Source organism: Kribbella koreensis (genome assembly GCF_039525325.1).
GTDB lineage: Bacteria > Actinomycetota > Actinomycetes > Propionibacteriales > Kribbellaceae > Kribbella > Kribbella koreensis.
The window spans coordinates 642997-661010 of the sequence record NZ_BAAAHK010000013.1; the positions used below are offsets into that span (position 1 = coordinate 642997).

General features: G+C 67.6%; 19 protein-coding genes. 17 read left to right on the forward strand and 2 right to left on the reverse strand.

Annotated features, from left to right (window positions below):
• Positions 1–105 precede the first annotated feature (105 nt).
• Positions 106–900: an alpha/beta fold hydrolase gene (locus tag ABD116_RS27330; protein ID WP_343976207.1), complete on the forward strand. Its 795-nt coding sequence runs from the start codon at positions 106–108 to the stop codon at positions 898–900.
• A gap of 33 nt (positions 901–933) precedes the next feature.
• Positions 934–1332 (forward strand): hypothetical protein, encoded by a 399-nt coding sequence (locus ABD116_RS27335; protein WP_343976209.1) that lies wholly within the window; start codon positions 934–936, stop codon positions 1330–1332.
• Between the two features lie 27 nt (positions 1333–1359).
• Here ABD116_RS27335 and ABD116_RS27340 read toward each other — a convergent pair whose 3' ends face one another.
• Positions 1360–1995 (reverse strand): M15 family metallopeptidase, encoded by a 636-nt coding sequence (locus ABD116_RS27340; RefSeq protein ID WP_343976212.1) that lies wholly within the window; start codon positions 1993–1995, stop codon positions 1360–1362.
• A gap of 91 nt (positions 1996–2086) precedes the next feature.
• Between ABD116_RS27340 and ABD116_RS27345 the strand changes: the two genes are divergently transcribed.
• From ABD116_RS27345 to ABD116_RS27355, 3 genes are all read left to right on the forward strand, one after another.
• The gene (locus tag ABD116_RS27345; protein ID WP_343976215.1) at positions 2087–2749 is read left to right on the forward strand and encodes a response regulator transcription factor; all 663 of its coding nucleotides are present in this window, start codon (positions 2087–2089) and stop codon (positions 2747–2749) included.
• On the forward strand, positions 2746–3909 hold the full coding sequence (locus tag ABD116_RS27350) for a sensor histidine kinase (protein WP_343976218.1): 1164 nt from the start codon (positions 2746–2748) through the stop codon (positions 3907–3909). The genes ABD116_RS27345 and ABD116_RS27350 overlap by 4 nt, the downstream gene beginning before the upstream one ends.
• 155 nt (positions 3910–4064) lie before the next feature.
• Positions 4065–4553, forward strand: coding sequence for a GNAT family N-acetyltransferase (locus ABD116_RS27355; RefSeq protein WP_343976221.1), 489 nt, complete (start codon positions 4065–4067; stop codon positions 4551–4553).
• 24 nt (positions 4554–4577) lie between these two features.
• On the opposite strand, the gene ABD116_RS27360 is transcribed toward ABD116_RS27355, so the two are convergent.
• Positions 4578–5483: a M23 family metallopeptidase gene (locus ABD116_RS27360; RefSeq protein WP_343976224.1), complete on the reverse strand. Its 906-nt coding sequence runs from the start codon at positions 5481–5483 to the stop codon at positions 4578–4580.
• A 338-nt stretch (positions 5484–5821) separates the two neighbouring features.
• Between ABD116_RS27360 and ABD116_RS27365 the strand changes: the two genes are divergently transcribed.
• From ABD116_RS27365 to ABD116_RS27420, 12 genes are all read left to right on the forward strand, one after another.
• The gene (locus tag ABD116_RS27365; protein ID WP_343238371.1) at positions 5822–5908 is read left to right on the forward strand and encodes a putative leader peptide; all 87 of its coding nucleotides are present in this window, start codon (positions 5822–5824) and stop codon (positions 5906–5908) included.
• 123 nt (positions 5909–6031) lie between these two features.
• Positions 6032–7018 (forward strand): amino acid ABC transporter permease, encoded by a 987-nt coding sequence (locus tag ABD116_RS27370; protein ID WP_343976227.1) that lies wholly within the window; start codon positions 6032–6034, stop codon positions 7016–7018.
• 5 nt (positions 7019–7023) lie between these two features.
• Complete coding sequence (locus ABD116_RS27375) at positions 7024–7776, forward strand: amino acid ABC transporter ATP-binding protein (protein WP_486327390.1); 753 nt, start codon at positions 7024–7026, stop codon at positions 7774–7776.
• The gene (locus ABD116_RS27380; RefSeq protein ID WP_343976233.1) at positions 7776–8726 is read left to right on the forward strand and encodes an ABC transporter substrate-binding protein; all 951 of its coding nucleotides are present in this window, start codon (positions 7776–7778) and stop codon (positions 8724–8726) included. Before ABD116_RS27375 ends, ABD116_RS27380 begins: the two co-directional genes overlap by 1 nt.
• A 9-nt stretch (positions 8727–8735) precedes the next feature.
• Entirely contained in the window at positions 8736–9695 is a 960-nt protein-coding gene (locus tag ABD116_RS27385) for an ABC transporter substrate-binding protein (protein ID WP_343976236.1), read from the forward strand.
• A 19-nt stretch (positions 9696–9714) separates the two neighbouring features.
• Positions 9715–10770, forward strand: a complete 1056-nt coding sequence (ssuE, locus tag ABD116_RS27390; protein WP_343976239.1) for an NADPH-dependent FMN reductase — start codon at positions 9715–9717, stop codon at positions 10768–10770.
• Positions 10767–11822: an LLM class flavin-dependent oxidoreductase gene (locus tag ABD116_RS27395; RefSeq protein WP_343976242.1), complete on the forward strand. Its 1056-nt coding sequence runs from the start codon at positions 10767–10769 to the stop codon at positions 11820–11822. Before ssuE ends, ABD116_RS27395 begins: the two co-directional genes overlap by 4 nt.
• Positions 11819–13132, forward strand: a complete 1314-nt coding sequence (locus ABD116_RS27400; RefSeq protein WP_343976245.1) for an NtaA/DmoA family FMN-dependent monooxygenase — start codon at positions 11819–11821, stop codon at positions 13130–13132. The genes ABD116_RS27395 and ABD116_RS27400 overlap by 4 nt, the downstream gene beginning before the upstream one ends.
• A complete protein-coding gene (locus ABD116_RS27405; protein WP_343976248.1) occupies positions 13129–15039 on the forward strand; it encodes an FAD/NAD(P)-binding protein in 1911 nt (636 codons plus the stop codon). Before ABD116_RS27400 ends, ABD116_RS27405 begins: the two co-directional genes overlap by 4 nt.
• Positions 15029–16147 (forward strand): LLM class flavin-dependent oxidoreductase, encoded by a 1119-nt coding sequence (locus ABD116_RS27410; RefSeq protein WP_343976251.1) that lies wholly within the window; start codon positions 15029–15031, stop codon positions 16145–16147. Before ABD116_RS27405 ends, ABD116_RS27410 begins: the two co-directional genes overlap by 11 nt.
• Positions 16144–16923, forward strand: a complete 780-nt coding sequence (locus ABD116_RS27415) for a DUF1684 domain-containing protein (RefSeq protein WP_343976254.1) — start codon at positions 16144–16146, stop codon at positions 16921–16923. The genes ABD116_RS27410 and ABD116_RS27415 overlap by 4 nt, the downstream gene beginning before the upstream one ends.
• A complete protein-coding gene (locus tag ABD116_RS27420) occupies positions 16920–17960 on the forward strand; it encodes an LLM class flavin-dependent oxidoreductase (protein WP_343976256.1) in 1041 nt (346 codons plus the stop codon). Before ABD116_RS27415 ends, ABD116_RS27420 begins: the two co-directional genes overlap by 4 nt.
• Positions 17961–18014: the final 54 nt, after the last annotated feature.

Below are 18014 nucleotides of genomic sequence, written 5' to 3' on the forward strand. Positions count from 1 at the left end.
AAATAAGGCGAGAGAGCGTGAGATCAGTGTTGCATGATCTCTGAACGCAATGTAGCGTTCTTCTTGTTCGGAGATTCCTGAACACAAGAGCGCTAGGAGATCGTGATGGGAAACATGCAGATGGTGCCGGTCGACGACACGGCGCTGGCGATGACGGACAGCGGCGGCTCCGGCCAGGCGATCGTGTACCTGAACGGCGCGTACGCCGACCAGCGGCCGTGGCGCCCGGTGATCGAGGCCCTCGGCAACGAGTACCGGCACATCGCGTACGACGAGCGGGCCCGCGGCAAGTCGAAGCAGTCGGCGGACTACTCGTTCGAGGGGACCTTGCGGGACCTCGACGCCATCCTCGAGGCGACCGGCGTGGAGAAGCCGATCCTGGTCGGCTGGTCGTACGGCGCGACCATCGCGGCGCACTGGGCGGCCCGCCACCCGGACCGGGTGCTCGGGGTCGTCATGGTCGACGGCGCGATGCCGTACGGGCTGACCGGCGAGGAAGGGCAGGAGCGGATCCGCAAGCTCTTCCACAAGATGCGGTTCATCCTCCCGCTGGCCCGGCCGTTCGGGATGGCGGCGCGGATGAGTGCCGCGATGCACGCCGAGGTCAACATCGAGATCAACGAGATCGTCGACTCGGTGGACGTGGAGCTCGATCAGGTGACCTGCCCGGTGCGGTACGTGCTGGCCACCGGGTCCAACCTCGGTGGCGGCGAGGAAGAGATGGAGGCCGCGCGGGCTTCCCTCGACCCGGTGCTGGAGCGCAACCCGAACATCCAGGTCAGCGCCAAGGTCCCCAGCAACCACTCGAAGATCCTCAAGAAGGACTTCAAAGCCGTCGCCCAGGCGGTCCGCGAAACCATCGCGGCCGCCCGGCAAGACCACAAGCTGCACAACAACTGACCAGTTACACATCAACCAACAAGGAGAACTGCCATGACCATCACCCTCAACGACCAGGACAAGAACACCATCCGTACCGCCGCGTACGGCGCCGTCTCGCTGATCGCCGCCGCCGCGAGCAAGCCGCACAAGGTCGCTACCGACGGCACCATCGCCCTCACCTCCGCGACCGGCCTGGTCGGCCACGTCCTCAACGAGAAGTCCAAGGGCATGAACCTGAGCGGCAAGACCGTCGCCGAGCTGGCCGACAACGTCCTGCCGGCCCTGACCGAGGCGATGACCCTGCTCAAGGACCAGGCCCCGGCCGAGGCCGACAACTTCCGCAGCACCGTCGTCCTGGCGATCGAGGCGTCGCAGACCCACCTCGGTGAGCCCAGCCCGGTACTGGCCGACATGGCCCGCAAGATCACCGGTGCACTCGACGCCGCGTGATATCCCAGGAGACAGCACGTCCAGCGGCTACCTGCTGCTGGACGTGCTCTTCATGGGTGGGCAGGTCCCACCCGGCGTCGTGGCCAGCTCGAAGTGCCAGATCTCGTTGGCCAGCGTCTGGCAGAGCCCGAACCGCGCACCCTTGCGATTCAGCCAGTCGTCCGCGTCGGTCGGCCCGACGTCGACCGCATTGCCGGTGACGTGGTGCGATTCCTCCGGCGTAGCGACGTACTCGCTGGCCTTCTCCCGGCTGCCGTAGCGCTTGATCGCCTTCTCCAGCAGCTCTTCCTGGTACTCCTTGCTCCGCCACCCGGTCGTCAGATGCAGCTTGATCCCCGCCTTCTCGGCAGCGCGGGCAGCATCCTGGATCGCCTTCAGAAGGTCGGGATTCAGCTTCGCCACCCCTGGCAACGAGGTGTCGAACGGCGAGGCGTTGTCCGGCAGTACGCCGTCCTCCGGCCCTGGATCGCCACGGTGCTGCTTGGTGGACTTCACCGGATCCGGGGCGCCAGAGCCGGCCGCCTCCGAGGTCGAGGAGTGGGTGTCGTCGACCGAGGTACAGGCAGCCAGGGCGAAGCAGGCGATCGCGACCACGAGCGCCACCACGACCAGCACGTTGAGCCGGCGCATTTTCTTGCGAGTGGCAACGAGTTCGTCAGGCATCATGCCATTCAGTGCACAGTTCACGACGTTGCCGGAGCGTCAACGTTTCCGGATACGTTTTCGATACGTCCGGCCTGCTTCAATGGTGGTTATGCGGGTTCTGGTCGTGGAGGACGAGGTGTACCTCGCCGAGGCGATCCGGGCCGGGCTGCGGCTGGAGGCGATCGCGGCCGACCTCGCCTTCGACGGCGAGACCGCGCTGGAGTCGATCAGCATCAACGAGTACGACGTGGTCGTGCTCGATCGGGACATCCCGCCGCCGAACGGTGACGAGGTGGCCCGCCGGATCCTCGCCGAGGGACTGCCGGTCCGGATTCTGATGCTCACCGCCGCCGGGGATCTCGACGACAAGATCAGCGGCTTCGAGGTGGGCGCCGACGACTACCTGACCAAACCGTTCGAGCTGCGTGAGCTCGTTGTCCGGCTGCGGGCGCTGGCCCGGCGGCCGGCCGAGTCGGCGCCGACGGTGCTCGAGTACGCCGGGGTCAGCCTCGATCCGTTCCGGCGGGAGGTCTACCGGTCCGGGCGCTACGTGAAGCTGACCCGCAAACAGTTCTCTGTCCTGGAGGTGTTGATGACGGCCAAGGGTGGAGTGATCAGCGCCGAGACACTGCTCGAACGCGCCTGGGACGAGAACGCGGATCCGTTCAGCAACACGGTCCGGATCACGATCTCCACGCTGCGCAAGCGGCTCGGCGACCCGTGGGTGATCCACACCGTGCCGGGCGTGGGCTACCGGATCGGCGATTCATGAGTACTACGCCCGCCGTACCGGCAGGTCCCGGGCGTCCCGCAGTACCGGCTGAGCCTTTGATGAGCTGGCGGCCGCGGTTGACCGTGCGGCTCCGGTTGACGCTGAGCTACGCGTTGCTGCTCGTGCTCGCGGGTGGCGTGATCGGCGTCATCATCTACGCGGTGATGCGGTTCGTACCGAACTACCCGCTGACCGCGGCCAACCCTCGCGACCAGACGCCCGTGGCGACGCGCGGCGAGATCCTCGACACCGTCGTCAAGCTGACCCTGTATGCGTTGGCGTTGCTGGCCGCGATCGGGATGGGCGCCGGGTGGATCATCGCCGGGCGGATGCTGCGGCCGTTGCAGGAGATCACCTCGGCGGCGCGGCTGGCGGCGAACGGGTCGCTGGATCATCGGATCAGGCTGGGTGGGCCGCGGGACGAGTTCACGGATCTGTCCGACACGTTCGACGAGATGCTCGAGCGGTTGGAGCGGGCGTTCACGCAGTACCGGCGGTTCGCGGCGAACGCGTCGCATGAGCTGCGGACGCCGCACGCGGTCATGAAGACGATGCTCGAAGTGGCGATCGCGGATCCGGATCACCAGGACGTGCGGGAGTTGGCGCGCCGGCTGCACGAGACGAATCAGCGGGGGATCGACATCGTCGAGGCGTTGCTGGCGCTGGCGGCGCTCGGCAATCGGAAGGTCGAGCTGGAGCCGGTCAACCTCGCGGCGATCGCGCGGCAGGCGGTCGCCGAGCTGCAGCCCGAGGCGGAGGCGGCCGGCGTCGAGCTGAGCACGTCGATCGAGGGCTCGATCGTCGAGGGCAACGAGACGCTGCTGCACCAACTGATCATCAACCTCGGCCAGAACGCCATCCGCCACAACCTGCCCGTCGGCGGTACGGCGAAGCTGACCGTGCAGGCGGGCCGGCTGACTGTGGTCAACACGGGCGAGGTCATCGACCCGGCGAAGGTCGCCACCCTCGCCGAACCGTTCGCCCGAGGCGCCCGCCTGGCCAAACACTCCGGCGGCGGCCACGGCTTGGGCCTGGCCCTGGTTGCCGCCATCACCACCGCCCATGGCGGCACCCTGTCCCTAGCCCCTCGACCGGTAGGCGGACTCACAGCCTCAGTCCACCTGCGCCCCGCGACTCCAACCCCGCACACGACCTTCTGAAGCCAAGCGCGCGCGCCGCTCCGCCTGGGTTGGCTCGGCAGGCGCGCTCGAAAGCAGCGGGAGAGCCCGCAGCAGCCGAACCGAAGTTGGCCAGGGTGGGCCGGGAGCGGGGCGGCCCACAGCTCGGTGGACCTGGGGTGGGTGAGGATTGGGGTATGGGTGAGGTGACTGTGCGGCGGGCCGTCGAGGGTGATGAGGCGGCGCTGCTGGCGATCGAGTTGACGGTGTGGGACGCGTCGTCGGGGTTTCCGTCGATGACGCCGGCAGACAAGGACGCGTTCTTCAACGAACGGAGTGGGCCGGACGCCCATCTGGTGGCCGAGGACGACGGCGAGGTGCTGGGCTATCTCCGGCTACAGGACAAGTACACGTTCCCCGAGGGCGACGGCGTGCTGTCGATCAACGGGGTCGCGGTCGCCAAACAGGCGCAGGGCCGGGGCGTCGGGTCCATCCTGCTGACCGCGGCGACCGAGGAGGGGACGCGCCGCGGCGCCCGCAAGATCACCTTGAATGTGCACGGTACGAACACCGTCGCAAGGCGGCTGTACGAGCGCCACGGTTACGTTCTCGAAGGAACCCACCCACGTGAGTTCGTGATCGAGGGCCAGTATGTCGACAAGCTGACGCTGGCCAAGGACCTCTGAGCCAGGGCCCGCTGAGACAGGGAATTACGGGTTGACCCCATGTTCCCGCAGCCACGGCTTCGGGTCGATCGGGTCGCCGCCGCCGGGCAGTACCTCGAAGTGCACGTGCGGCCCGGTCGTGTTGCCGGTGACGCCGATCGCGCCGACCTGGTCGCCGGCCTTGACCGTGTCGCCGACCGAGACGTCGAACTCCGACATGTGGCTGTACGACGTGACGGTGCCATCCGCGTGGCGGACCTTCACCTGACGGCCGTAGGCGCCTTCGTAGTCGGCCTGGATCACTTCACCCGCCATCACCGAGCGGATCGGCGTACCGAGTGGGGCCGCGAAGTCGAGGCCGGTGTGGTTCCTGGCCCAGCGTCCGCCTGCCTGGCCGAAGCCGGCCGTCAGGTGGTAGCCGGTCGTCGGCAGCACGACCTTGGGAGCTGCCGCAGCCTTGGCAAGAGCCTCGGCCTTCGCCGCAGCGGCTGCCTTGGCGAGCGCCTTGGCCTTGGCCGCGGCCTGTGCCTTGGCGGCCGACAGAGCCAGCGCGCGGCGGGCGGTCAGCGTCGCGTTCGCGGTGAGCTTCGCCTGACGAGCCTTGGCGACGGCGGCCGCGTCGATCTGCGCCTTGCGGGTGGAGGCGAGCGACAGATCGAAGCGCGACGCGTCTCGCGAGGCGAGGTCACGGCGCTCGACCCGGGCCGCGGTCATCGCTTCGAGCTGGCCTGCGGTGGCGCTGGTCCCGGCGTTGGCCGGACCAGCTGAGGGGGAGAGGGCGACGGCACTGGTGCCGGCGGCGGCCGCGAGGGCGGCCGTCAGGCCGACCAGTTGGACGCCACGGACGGAAGTACGGCGGGTCAGGCGGTGCTTCGCCACCCGACGCGCGCCGGCCGGAGTACGACGAGGTGCCGTACGTCCTGCTTCCGACACGTCATGGTGAGGGGACACGAGAGCCTTCCAGAGTCGAGTTGCCGCCAGGGTCATCCCCAGCGGCCCATCGACCATAACGAGGAGGTCACGGACTCCTCAAACGCGCATTGCGATCAGATCACCGAATCCAGCTACCCACGGTGACGGAATCCGCGCCATCCGTCGCCGCTCAGGCGTAGAAGTGACCAGAGAGTAGTTGAATGTCGCCGTGACCGGGATCACCCGCGTCACAGCTCCTCAGGGGCCTCCGGAGCCGTTATAGGGCGTCCAGAATATGAGAGGTTTGTCTACCGACTTACTTCCCTTTCAATGTCCTCGCATACTGGGTTCACCAGGCCCGAAGAAAGGAGACGGTGATGACAGAACCAGCCCGGCGTGAACTCGCCTTCTACCGTCTCCACATCGACCTGCAGCGCGTCTCCAGCGCCCTGTGTCTGCTCTGACAGCTCTCTAGAGCCACCTCTTCCACTGTCACGACGGTCTGTCCGACCGTCCGCAGCGCCGTGCCCGCAGCTCCTGCCGGCACCGGCGTCACCCCTGCCTGCCCGCCGCCCGGGAGTTCAACTGTGTCGACCACTTCGCTGACCTCGGCGACCGCCGCCGCCGATCCACCTGAAAGCCCGGCCCTGCTGGACGCCGACCTGCCCGTGATCGGGCGCCGGCACCCCTGGCGCTGGGTCGGTGTCGCCGTCGTCCTGGTGCTGCTGGCCATGTTCGCGCACGGCCTGATCACCAACCCGGGATGGGACTGGCCGACGTTCTTCCAGTTCTTCACCACCAGGACGATCTTCTCGGCCCTGGCCGTGACGCTCCAGTTGACCTTGTACGGAACGGTTCTGGGCTTCGCGCTCGGCGCGGTGATCGCGACGATGCGGTTGTCCAGCAGCCCGTTCCTGCAAGTAGTTGCCTGGGGCTACATCTGGGTGTTCCGCTCGATCCCGTTGATCGTCCAGCTGCTGTTCTGGTTCAACCTGGCCTATCTGTACCAGGAGCTGAGCATCGGGATCCCGTTCGGACCGGAGTTCGTGCGGTTCAGCACGAACAACCTGTTCGGCCCGCTCGGCGCCGCAGTACTGGGGCTCGCGCTGCACCAGGCGGCGTACGCGGCGGAGATCATCCGGGGCGGCATCATCTCGGTCGACCAGGGGCAGTCGGAGGCGGCGGCCGCACTCGGCATCCCGCGCAGCAGGCAGTTCTTCCGGATCGTGCTGCCGCAGGCGATGCGGTCGATCCTGCCGAACGGCGCGAACGAGGTGATCCAGCTCTTCAAGGGCACCTCGATCGTCTCGGTGATGGCGATCCCGGAGCTCTTCTACCAGGTCCAGGTGATCTACGGCCGCAACAGCCGGGTCGTTCCGCTGCTGATGGTGGCGACGGTCTGGTACATCGTGCTCACCACCGTGCTGTCGATCGCACAGTTCTACCTCGAGCGGTACTTCGCCCGCGGTACCAGCCGGTCGTTGCCACCGACCCCGATCCAGCGGATCCGCCGAACCTGGCGGACCGTCCAGGCCAAAGCCGCGGCACGACCCGGAGTGGGGGTCAGCTCATGACCGCCATGCTCGACGTCAAGGGCGTGCACAAGAGCTTCGGCACACTGGAGGTACTGCGTGGCGTCGACCTGGAGGTCCGGGCCGGCACCGTGACGGTGATCCTCGGGCCGTCGGGGTCGGGCAAGTCGACGCTGCTGCGGTCGATCAACCACCTGGAGAAGGTCGATCGCGGCCTGATCCGGATCGACGGGGAGCTGATCGGGTACAAGCGGCGTGGCGACAAGCTGCACGAGCTGCGTGAGCGGGAGATCCTGCACCAGCGTTCGCAGGTCGGGTTCGTGTTCCAGAACTTCAACCTGTTCGCGCATCTGACCGCACTGCAGAACGTCGTGGAGGCCCCCGTCTCGGCGCAGCGCCGCAAGCGTCGCGAGGTGGAGCCGGTCGCGCGGGAACTGCTGGACCGGGTCGGAGTCGGCGACAAGGCCGATGTCTACCCGCGCCAGCTGTCCGGCGGGCAACAGCAACGAGTAGCCATCGCACGGGCTCTGGCCCTGCGACCGAAGGTGCTGTTGTTCGACGAACCCACCAGCGCGCTCGACCCCGAGCTGGTCGGCGAGGTGCTCGACGTGATCAAGGAGCTCGCCCGGGACGGCTCCACGATGGTCGTCGTCACCCACGAGATCGGCTTCGCCCGCGAGGTGGCCGACACGGTGGTCTTCATGGACGGCGGCGTGATCGTCGAGTCCGGCCCACCGCACGAAGTTCTCGACAACCCTTCCCACGAGCGCACCCGCGCCTTCATCTCCAAGGTTCTCTGATGAAACGATCCTTGCTCGCCGTCGCCCTGCTGCCGATAGCTCTCCTGGCGGCCTGCGGTGCAGATCCGGTGAATACCCAGAACGCCGCCGCCGACACCGGTGGCATCAATACGGCGCCCGAACAGAACCGGGTGGTGGCGGCGAAGAAGAACGACGCGGCCGCCGCGCTGCTGCCGGCCAAGGTTCGCGAGCGCGGCACCCTGGTGATCGGTGGAACGGTCGGTACGCCGCCTCTCGGCTTCGTTGCCGATGACAACAAGACCCCGATCGGCATCGAGATCGACATCGCCACCCTGGTGGCCAGCGAGCTCGGGCTGAAGCCGGACTTCCAGGTGACCAGCTGGGAGAACCTGTTCGTCGGGCTCGACTCCGCGAAGTACGACGTCGGCTTCTCCAACATCACGGTGACCGAGAAGCGCAAGCAGAAGTACGACTTCGCCACCTATCGCAAGGACGACATCTCGTTCGAGGCGAAGAAGGGTGTCAGCTGGAAGGTCGACAGCGGCAAGGACGTGGCCGGCAAGACGATCGCGGTCGGCAGTGGTACCAACCAGGAGAAGATCCTGGTCGACTGGAACGAGGCGAACCTCAAGGCCGGTCTGCCGGCCGCCTCGATCAAGTACTTCCAGAGCGCGTCCGACACCTACCTGGCGCTCTCGTCGGGCCGGATCGACGCGTACTTCGGGCCGAACCCGAGCGTCGCCTACCACGTGAAGACGAGCGGCCAGACCGAGACGATCGGCAAGTTCTCCGGCGCCGGCGCCTCGCTGCAGGGGCTGATCGCGGCCACCACGAAGAAGGACAGCGGGCTGGTGAAGGCCTTCCAGGCTGCTCTCAATGCGGCGATCGCGGACGGCAGCTACGCCAAGGTGCTGGCCCGCTGGAACGTGTCGAACGAAGCGGTCGGCAAGTCCGAGATCAATCCGCCCGGCCTTCCGATCACGAGCTGAGGACCTTCGATGAAGAAAGCATTTGCTGGTCTGGGCGTGCTGTTGCTGGCGCTGGCAGGCTGCGCGGATCCGGTCGCCGAGGCGCCGAAGGGCAGTGACGCTTCGGCGATCGCGTTCGACACCTCGGCCGGGCAGTCACACATCACGTCGGCCAAGGTGGACAGCATCGCGGCCGAGTTGCCCGCCTCCGTACGGGAGAGCGGGAGGCTCGTTGTCGGCAGCGGTTCGGCCGGTGGCGGGTTGCCGCCGCTGGCCTTCACCGCCGACGACAACAAGACGCCGGTCGGGGTCGACATCGACTTCGCCTACCTGGTCGCGAGCGTGCTCGGGCTGCAGGTGGAGATCCAGACCACCAGTTGGGAGAACCTCTTCCTCGGGCTGGACTCCGGCAAGTACCAGGCCGGTATCTCCAACATCGGCGTCTCCGAGCTGCGCAAGGAGAAGTACGACTTCGCGACGTACCGGCTCGGGCTGCACGCCTGGGAGGCGAAGAAGGGGTCGGGCTGGAAGATCGGCAAGCCAGCCGACATCGCCGGCAAGACGGTCGCGGTCAGCTCGGGCACCTTGCAGGAAGCGATCCTGCTCGACTGGAACAAGCAGAACGTCGCCGCGGGCCTGAAGCCCGCGACCCCGAAGTACTACCAATCGGCGACTGACTACTACCTCGCGCTGGATTCCGGCCGGATCGACCTGTACCTCGGCCCGAACCCGACCGCGACCTATCACGTGGCGACCTCGGGCAAGACCGAGATCGTCGGCACCGTCTCGTCGAGCTACCCGATCCAGGGGCTGGTCGGGGTGACCACCAAGAAGGACAGCGGGCTGGCCAAACCCTTCGCGGACGCGCTGAATGCGGCGATCGCGGACGGCAGCTACGCGAAGGTCCTGGCCAAGTGGCACCTGGAGGCAGAGGGCGTGCAGAAGTCGCTGGTGAACCCGCCTGGACTGCCGAAGAACAAGCAGAAGTGAGAGAAGGAGCAAGGGGCTCATGGCAACTATCGCGACCATCTCCAGCAGTCCGTCCGACGTGTCCCGGACCGACGCGGTGCTCTCCTATGTGACGAAGCGGCTGCTCAGCCACGGGCATCGGGTTACGCCGATCGTCCTGCGCGACCTGCCGGCCACGCCGCTGCTGCGGGGGCAGGCCGACGACCCGGCGATCGCGCGCGCGGTCGAGACACTGGCCGCCGCCGACGCGGTGGTGGTGACGACGCCGGTTTACAAGGCGGCGTACGCGGGACTGCTGAAGGTGTTCCTCGACCTGCTCCCGCAGTACGCGTTGCGGGGCAAGCCCGTGTTGCCGTTGGCAACGGGCGGATCGCCGGCTCACGTGCTGGTGATCGACTACGCGCTCCGGCCGGTGCTCACCAGCCTCGGCGCGGGCTCGATCGGGCAGGGATGGTTCGTGTTGTCGTCGCACATCCGCCTGTACGACGGGGGCGGACTACTGCTCGACCCGGAGGCGTCGGTGCCGCTCTATCAGGTGACCGAGGCGTTCCTGTCCACGGTGGAAGGCGAACAGGTGGTGGAGAGCCTGCCGGTCCAGCCTTCGGCGCTGGAGGTTGTCCGGGTACGGCCCGAGGACCCGGAGGCCGCGCCCCTACTGGCCGACCTGGTGGTCGAGTACAGCACTCGGTACGGGCGGAGCAACGACCAGATCCTGCTGACCGAAGTACCGCCGTCGGACTTCCATGCCGAGCGCGGTGGCTCGTTCGTCCTGCTCCGGCACGGCGGGCAGACCGTTGCCGGGGGCGCCATTCGCCGGTACGACGACGAGACCGCGGAGGTGAAGCGGATGTGGACCTCGCACCTGCATCGACGGCAAGGACTCGGCCGTCGGGTGCTGGCCGAGTTGGAGGTGGTGGCGCGCGATCTCGGGTACCGGCGGTTGTACCTGACCACCGGGCCGCGACAGCCGGAGGCCAGCGCGTTGTATCTGGCGGCCGGGTTCGAGCCGCAGTTCGACGTGGACGCCGATCCGGAGTCGATCGGGCCGCTGCCGTTCAGCAAGAACCTGCCGGTGAGCTTGCAGGTGGCGTCATGAGCCGGCGACTGATCACGGCGATCGAGATCGATGGCGCCGGGAGTCATCCTGATGCTTGGCGAGGGGCCTCGGTCGATCCGTCGGCGATTCTGACGGGGGAGTTGGCTTTGCGTGCGGTCCAGCGGGCGGAGGCGGCGGGGATCGACTTCGCGACCTTCGTGGACACGTTGGAGGCCCCGGCTGATGAGCCGTCGCGGGTCAGTGCGCGGCTGGACGCGTTGGGGCTGGCAGCGCGGATCGCGCCGTCGACCGATCGGATCGGGTTGATTCCGACGGTGACGGTCACGCATACGGAGCCGTTCCATGTGCAGGCGTCGGTTGCGACGCTCGACTTCGTGTCCGCGGGGCGTGCGGGGTGGCTTGCTGAGGTGTCGACCAGCGCGGAGGCGGCGGCGGTCATCGGGCGGCGGGAGCCGGCGGAGGCTGCTGATACGTGGCGGGAGGCCCGGTACGTCGTCGATGTGAGCCGGCGGTTGTGGGACTCGTGGGAGGACGACGCGATCATCCGGGATGCGCCGAGTGGGCGGTTCATCGATCGGGATCGGATTCATTACGTCGACTACAGCTCGCCGGCGTTCTCGATCAAGGGGCCGTCGATCGTGCCGCGGCCGCCGCAGGGGCACCCGCTGGTCGCAGTACGGCTGAGTTCTGCTGAGGCGCTGCAAGCCGGGGCGGATGCGGATCTGGTGTTGTTGCCGGGGGCAACTGGCCTCGACGATCGGCTGGCGGAGGTACGGGCGGCGAGTCTGACGCCGCGGGTGCTGCTCTCGGTGAGTGTGGCGCTCGGCGACGGGCCGGCCGATGGGGTTGATTACGCCGGTGGTGTCGAGGAGTTGGCCGATCTGGTGGAGGGCTGGAACGCGGCTGGGGTGGATGGGATCCATCTGCGGCCCGCGTCGCTCGAGCTCGACGTGCCGGTGATCGCGGAGCAGCTGGTGCCGTTGCTGCGGGAGCGGCGGTTGCTCGGGCCGGCGGTGGAGCGCGCGACGTCGCTGCGGAACCGGCTCGGGTTGAAGCGGCCGGCCAATCGGTATGCGGGGAGTGGGCGATGACGAAGCAGATCCATCTGGCGGCGCACTTTCCGGGCGTCAACAACACGACCGTGTGGTCGGATCCGGAATCGGGATCGCAGATCGACTTCGCGTCGTTCCGGCAGCTGGCGGAGACGGCCGAGCGGGGGACCTTCGACTTCTTCTTCCTGGCCGAGGGGTTGCGGCTGCGTGAGGTCAAGGGGCAGATCCATGACCTTGACGTGGTTGGGCGGCCGGAGTCGCTGACTGTGCTCAGTGCGCTGGCTGCTGTGACGACGCATCTCGGGCTGGCGGCGACGGTGAACTCGACCTTCAACGAGCCGTACGAACTGGCCAAGCGGCTCGCGACGCTCGACCATCTGTCGGGCGGTCGAGCGGCGTGGAACGTGGTCACCTCATGGGACGCGTTCACCGGCGAGAACTTCCGGCGCGGTGGGTATCTGGACAAGAGCGATCGGTATGTCCGGGCGCGGGAGGCGCTGCGGGTGGTCCGGAAGCTGTGGGATTCCTGGTCGTCGGAACTCGTGCTGGACCAGGACGGTGGGGTCTTCGCTCGTGAGGGCGCTGGGGCCTTCGCGGACGAGGGCGCCCACTTCTCCATCCGCGGACGTTTTGGGTTGCCGCCTTCGCCGCAGGGGCATCCGGTGGTGATTCAGGCGGGGGACAGCGATCAGGGTCGGGACTTCGCGGCTGAGGGCGCGGATGTGATCTTCAGCCGGCATGGGAGTTTCGAGGCTGGGCAGGCGTTCTACAAGGACGTGAAGGCGCGGCTGCCGCAGTACGGGCGGTCCGAGGACTCACTGAAGATCATGCCTGCGGTGACAGTTGTCGTCGCCGCTACCGATGCTGAGGCGGCGGAGAAGGCGCAGTACATCCGCGAACAGCAGGTCTCCGGACCCACCGCGATCGTCCTGGCCGAACTCCTGTGGGGCCGGGACCTCTCTTCCTACGACCCCGACGGCCCGCTACCCGCCGAGGACCCCGTCGTCGGCTCAGCTGTCACCCAAGGCCGCGTCGGCTACAACGATCCGGCCCCCATCGTCGCCGAATGGCGGGCCCAAGCCGAAGCTCACGGCTGGTCCCTCCGCCAAACGGTCATCAACCAGCAAAACCGCCAAACCTTCATCGGCTCCCCATCAACAGTCGCCACCGCGATGAACCGCCACGTCCAGGAAGACGCCGCCGACGGCTTCGTCCTCGTCCCCCACCTGACCCCCGGCGGCCTGGACGACTTCGTCGACACGGTCGTCCCGTTGTTGCGGGAACGAGGAGTCCTCCGCACCGAATACACCGGTACGACGCTCCGCCACCACCTCGGACTCGACGCATGACCACGCCGACTGTTCTTCACCCGCATCGTCCTCTCGCGGACCCGGCGACGATCGTCTTCGTCGGGGGTGGGCCGAGGACGGTTGGTCTGCTCGAGCGATTCGCCGCGAGTGCTGAGGAATTGCTCGGCGATCGCGAGGTGGAGATCCACGTCGTCGATCCGTATCCGGCGGGTGGGGGGCGGATTTGGCGGCGGGAGCAGTCGCGGTTGTTGTGGATGAACTCGATGGCCTCCGACGTCACGATCTTCACCGACGAGTCGGTGGTGTGTGAGGGGCCGATCGTGCCGGGGCCGGATTTGGCTACCTGGGCCAACGGGGTGGGGGCGACGCTGCTGGAGGAAGCCGGGTTGGAGACGACCGGGCCGATGGACTTTCCGCCGCGGTTGTTGCAGGCGGAGTACTTGAGCTGGGTTTGGGATCGGGTCGTGCGGTCGTTGCCGGCGGGGGTGACGGTGACAACGCATCTCGAGCGGGCGGTGTCGCTGACTTCGGAGTGGGGCAACCGCGTGGAGCTGGCATCGGGGGAGGTACTGGAGGCGGACCTCGTCGTACTCGCTCTCGGGTATCTCGACCGGGTGCCGACGGCTGACGAGGCGGCGCTGGCGGACTCCGCCTCGTCAGCCGGTCTGACCTACATCCCGCCCGGCTACACCGCCGACGTCGACCTGAGCGAGCTGCGCCCGGCTGAGCCGGTGATCGTGCGCGGCTTCGGCCAGGCGTTCGTCGACCTGATGGTCCTGCTGACCGAAGGCCGCGGCGGCTGGTACGACGGCTGCAGCGGCCGCCTCGAGTACAACCCCTCCGGCAGCGAACCGATCCTGTACGTCGGCTCGCGCCGCGGCGTCCCGTACCACGCCAAACTCGGCTACACCGTCCCCGGCACGACCCCCGTCCCCACCCGGTACCTGACGGCCGAGGCGTTGGGCACCGAGCCACTCGATTTCATCACCCAGGTGCAGCCGCTGGTCGAGAAGGAACTGACCTTCGCCCACTACCAGCAGCTCTTCCTGGCCCATCCGGAACGAACTGCCTGGCCATGGCAACAGTTCTTCGAGGTGCTCGACCGGACCTTGCCGTCCTCACCCCAATTCATCGCTGCCGTCAACGAGGCCGTCCCCGCTGTCGAGGATCGCTTCGTGCTGGCAGCCATCGACCGGCCACTGGCCGGGCTGACCTTCGACGATCCGGAGTCGCTGGACCGGGAGTTGGTGCGGCTGATCGAGGACGACCTGCTGCGCCGGGCCGATCCCACCTTCTCGGCCGATCTCGCCGTCTTCAACGCACTGCTGAGCGTCTACAGCGTGCTCTCGGTGGCGATCACGGCCGGCCTGCTGTCCGACGAGGACCGGGTCCGGCACGTCGAGACCGAGTGGCACGGCTTCTTCTCCTTCGTGGCCAGCGGTCCGCCACCGCGCCGCCTGGAAGAGTTGCTCGCCCTGCACCGAGCCGGCCTGGTCCGCTTCGCCGGCCCATCGCTGGAGGTTGCCCTACGCAACGACCGCTTCGTCGCCTCCAGCCCGGCCCTGCCGAGGGAGATCGAGGCACGCGCCTTCGTGGAAGCCCGCCTGCCGCGGCCGGATGTCCTCGCAACTCCGGATCCCTTGCTGAAAGGACTGCTCGAGTCAGGTCTGCTCGCCGCCGACGAGCTGATCGCCTCCGACGGTACGAGCCTGGGCGGCGGCCAACTCAAAGCCGATGGCGAATGCCGCGCGATCAAGGCCGACGGCTCGGTCCATCCATCGCTGTTCCTGCTCGGCCCCTCGGTGTCCGGCTCGGCCGGTTCGTCGGGCTTCTCCCGCCCACACTTCAACGGTCCGGGCTTCCGCCAGAACGACGCGGTCGCCCGTCAACTCCTTCAGCTCGTCGCTGTTCAGTCCGAGAAAGCAGGTCGACGTCATGCCAGTTGAGTTCCTCGGTATCGCCGGGACGAACCCGGCCAGCGAGGTCACGCCGCGAACCGGTGGCGCCCTCGATCTCGAGTACACCGCCAAGCTCGCCAGGGCCCACGAGGACAACGGGTGGGACCGGATCCTGTTCGCCTACCACTCGGGTTCGCCCGACCCGTCGCAGGTCGCGGCGTACGTGGCGGGCAAGACCGAGCGGATCAACCTGGTGGTGGCGCATCGGCCCAACGTGGCCTACCCGACGTTGACGGCGAAGACCTTTGCGACCCTGGACCACCTCAGTGGCGGGCGGTTCGAAGTCCACGTGATCACTGGTGGGTCGACCGCCGACCAGGCCGCGGAGGGTGACTTCCTGGCCAAGGACGATCGGTACGGTCGGACGCGCGAGTTCATCCAGATCCTCAAGCAGGCTTGGACTTCGGACGAGCGCTTCGACTTCGCCGGCAAGCACTACCAGTTCGAGCAGTTCGTCGCGGACATCAAGCCGTTGCAGCAGCCCCGGCCGCGGATCTCCTTCGGTGGCTCGTCGGCGGCTGCCTATGCCGTCGGGGCGTCCGAGGCGGACATCTTCGCGCTGTGGGGCGAGCCGTTGGCCGGTACCAAGGAACAGCTGGCCACGATCGACGCGGAGGCTTCGAAGGCCGGCCGTGTCGACAGGCCGACCATCCAGATCGCGTTCCGGCCGATCCTGGCGGAGACCGAGGAACTGGCTTGGGCGAAGGCGGAGCGGATCCTCGGCCGGATCAAGGACGCGCAGGCCGGCGGCGGAGCGGCCCGCGGCCGGTACCGCGATCCGCGCAAGACGCCGGAGAACGCAGGCTCCCAGCGACTGTTGAAGGCGGTCGAGGCCGGCGAGCGGCACGATCGCGCGCTGTGGACCGCACCGACCGGCCTGACCGGTGGTGGCGGCAACTCCACCGCACTGGTCGGTACGCCGGAGACCGTCGCCGCCGCGTTGCTCGACTACTACGACCTCGGCGTACGGATCTTCTCCGCCCGCGGTTACGACATCTACGACGACGCCGTCGACTTCGGCCGCTACGTGATCCCGCTCGTCCGCGAGGAAGTCGCCCGCCGCGAGAACGCCACCAGAGAGGACCTGGCCTCATGACCATCACGACTTCGCAGGAACAGGACTGGCAGACCTGGCACACCCTGCGTGAGCAGGACCTCAACACCGACTATGGCTGGCTCACCATCGTCGCCTTCAACTGGTTGCCTGCTTCGCCGTCGGCGCTCCCGGGGTTGCCCGGTGAGTGGTGGACTGCTGACGGACTGGCGCATGTGAGGGCAGCTGACGGCCTGACGCTCAATGGAGAGCCGTTGGAGGGCACTGTCTCGGCCAGCGTCGCCGAGGCTGGTTCGCTGAGCTGGCTGCTCCAAGGGGACAAGCTGGTTGAGCTAGTACTCCGCGGAGGCCGCTACGCGATCCGCCAGCGCGACCCACGCGCCGCTACCCGGGCCGGCTTCAGCGGGGTGCCCACCTTTGCGGTGGACCCGTCCTGGGTGGTCACCGGTCACTTCAGCCCGTACGAGGAGCCTGTGCGGGTTGAGGTCGCTACTGCCCGGCCTGACCTTCGACAGCACGTGACGGCCATTGGGACGGTTCACCTGGCGCTGGGCGATTCGGCGTACGAGCTGGTGGCGACTGCGGCGGGGGAGGGGAAGGTGTCGCTGTCGTTCCATGACGAGACCAATGGGGGCGAGACGGCTCCCTGGCGCACGGTGACCACTGGACCGGTGCAGGCCGACCGGAGTGTGGTGGTGGACTTCAACCGGACCATCAACCTGCCCTACGCCTTCACCGACTACGGCACCTGCCCAGCGCCGGTCACTGGGAACCAGTTGGCTGTAGCCGTCACAGCAGGGGAGAAGAAGCCCCGGTGAAGTTCTGTACGTACACGCTGATCGACAACTCGCCGGACCCGATCAGCGGTCGCCAGCTCTCGACGTCCGAGCGGTTCCAGCACGTGGTCCGGCAAGCGCAGTGGGCGGAGGAGCTGGGCTTCGACGCCTATGGGGTGGGTGAGCGGCATGCGCAGCGGTTCATCTCGTCCTCGCCACCGGTGGTGCTCTCCTACATCGCTGCGTCGACTAGCCGGATCAGGCTGCTCACTACGGTGACCGTGCTGTCGCTGCTGGACCCGGTGCGGGTTGCCGAGGACTACGCGACGCTGGACCAGCTGTCGGGTGGGCGGCTCGACATCATCATCGGCAAGGGCAACGACCCGGATCAGAACGCACTGTTCGGGTACGACGTCGACGGGCAGTGGGACCGGAACAGGGAGAAGTACGAGCTGCTGCGGCGGCTACTGCGGGAAGAGTCGGTGTCCTGGTCCGGTACCTACCGTCCCTCGCTTGTGGATGCCACTACTCAACCGAGGCCGCTGCAGTCGCCGCTGCCGATCTGGCACGGCTCTGCGTCGTCTACCGAGTCCACGGAGCTCGCCGCGAAGTGGGGAGAGCCACTGTTCTCGGCGAACGGCTTCCACCCGATGGAGAAGTACGCAGGGTTGATCCGGCACTACCGGGAGCGCTGGGAGGCGTACGGGCATGACCCGGCCGATGCGGTGGTCGGGGCCGGGTTCAACGGGCTGTACGTGAAGAAGAGCTCGCAGGAGGCGGTGGAGGGGTACCGGCCGATCTTCGACGCGTTCATGGACTCACCGGGGGCCAAGCACAACAAGCTGCCGTTCACGACGCTGGAGGAGTTCCTCGAGCAGGGGTCGGTACTGGTCGGGTCGCCGGAGCAGGTGATCGACAAGTTCGGGCGGTACCAGGAGGCGTTCGGGCACGAGCTGTCCGGCGTCTCCCTGGAGGTCTCCGGGCTGTCCGACGAGGAGAACCGGGCCAGCGTCGAGACCTTCGTGACCGAGGTCATACCGGTACTCCGCGCGACGTACCCCAGTCGGGTCTGGAACTAGTGTCCTGCGTCCGGCGCTGGTCGGCGCTTGCGGCGCCCAGGCACGCACTTCGCG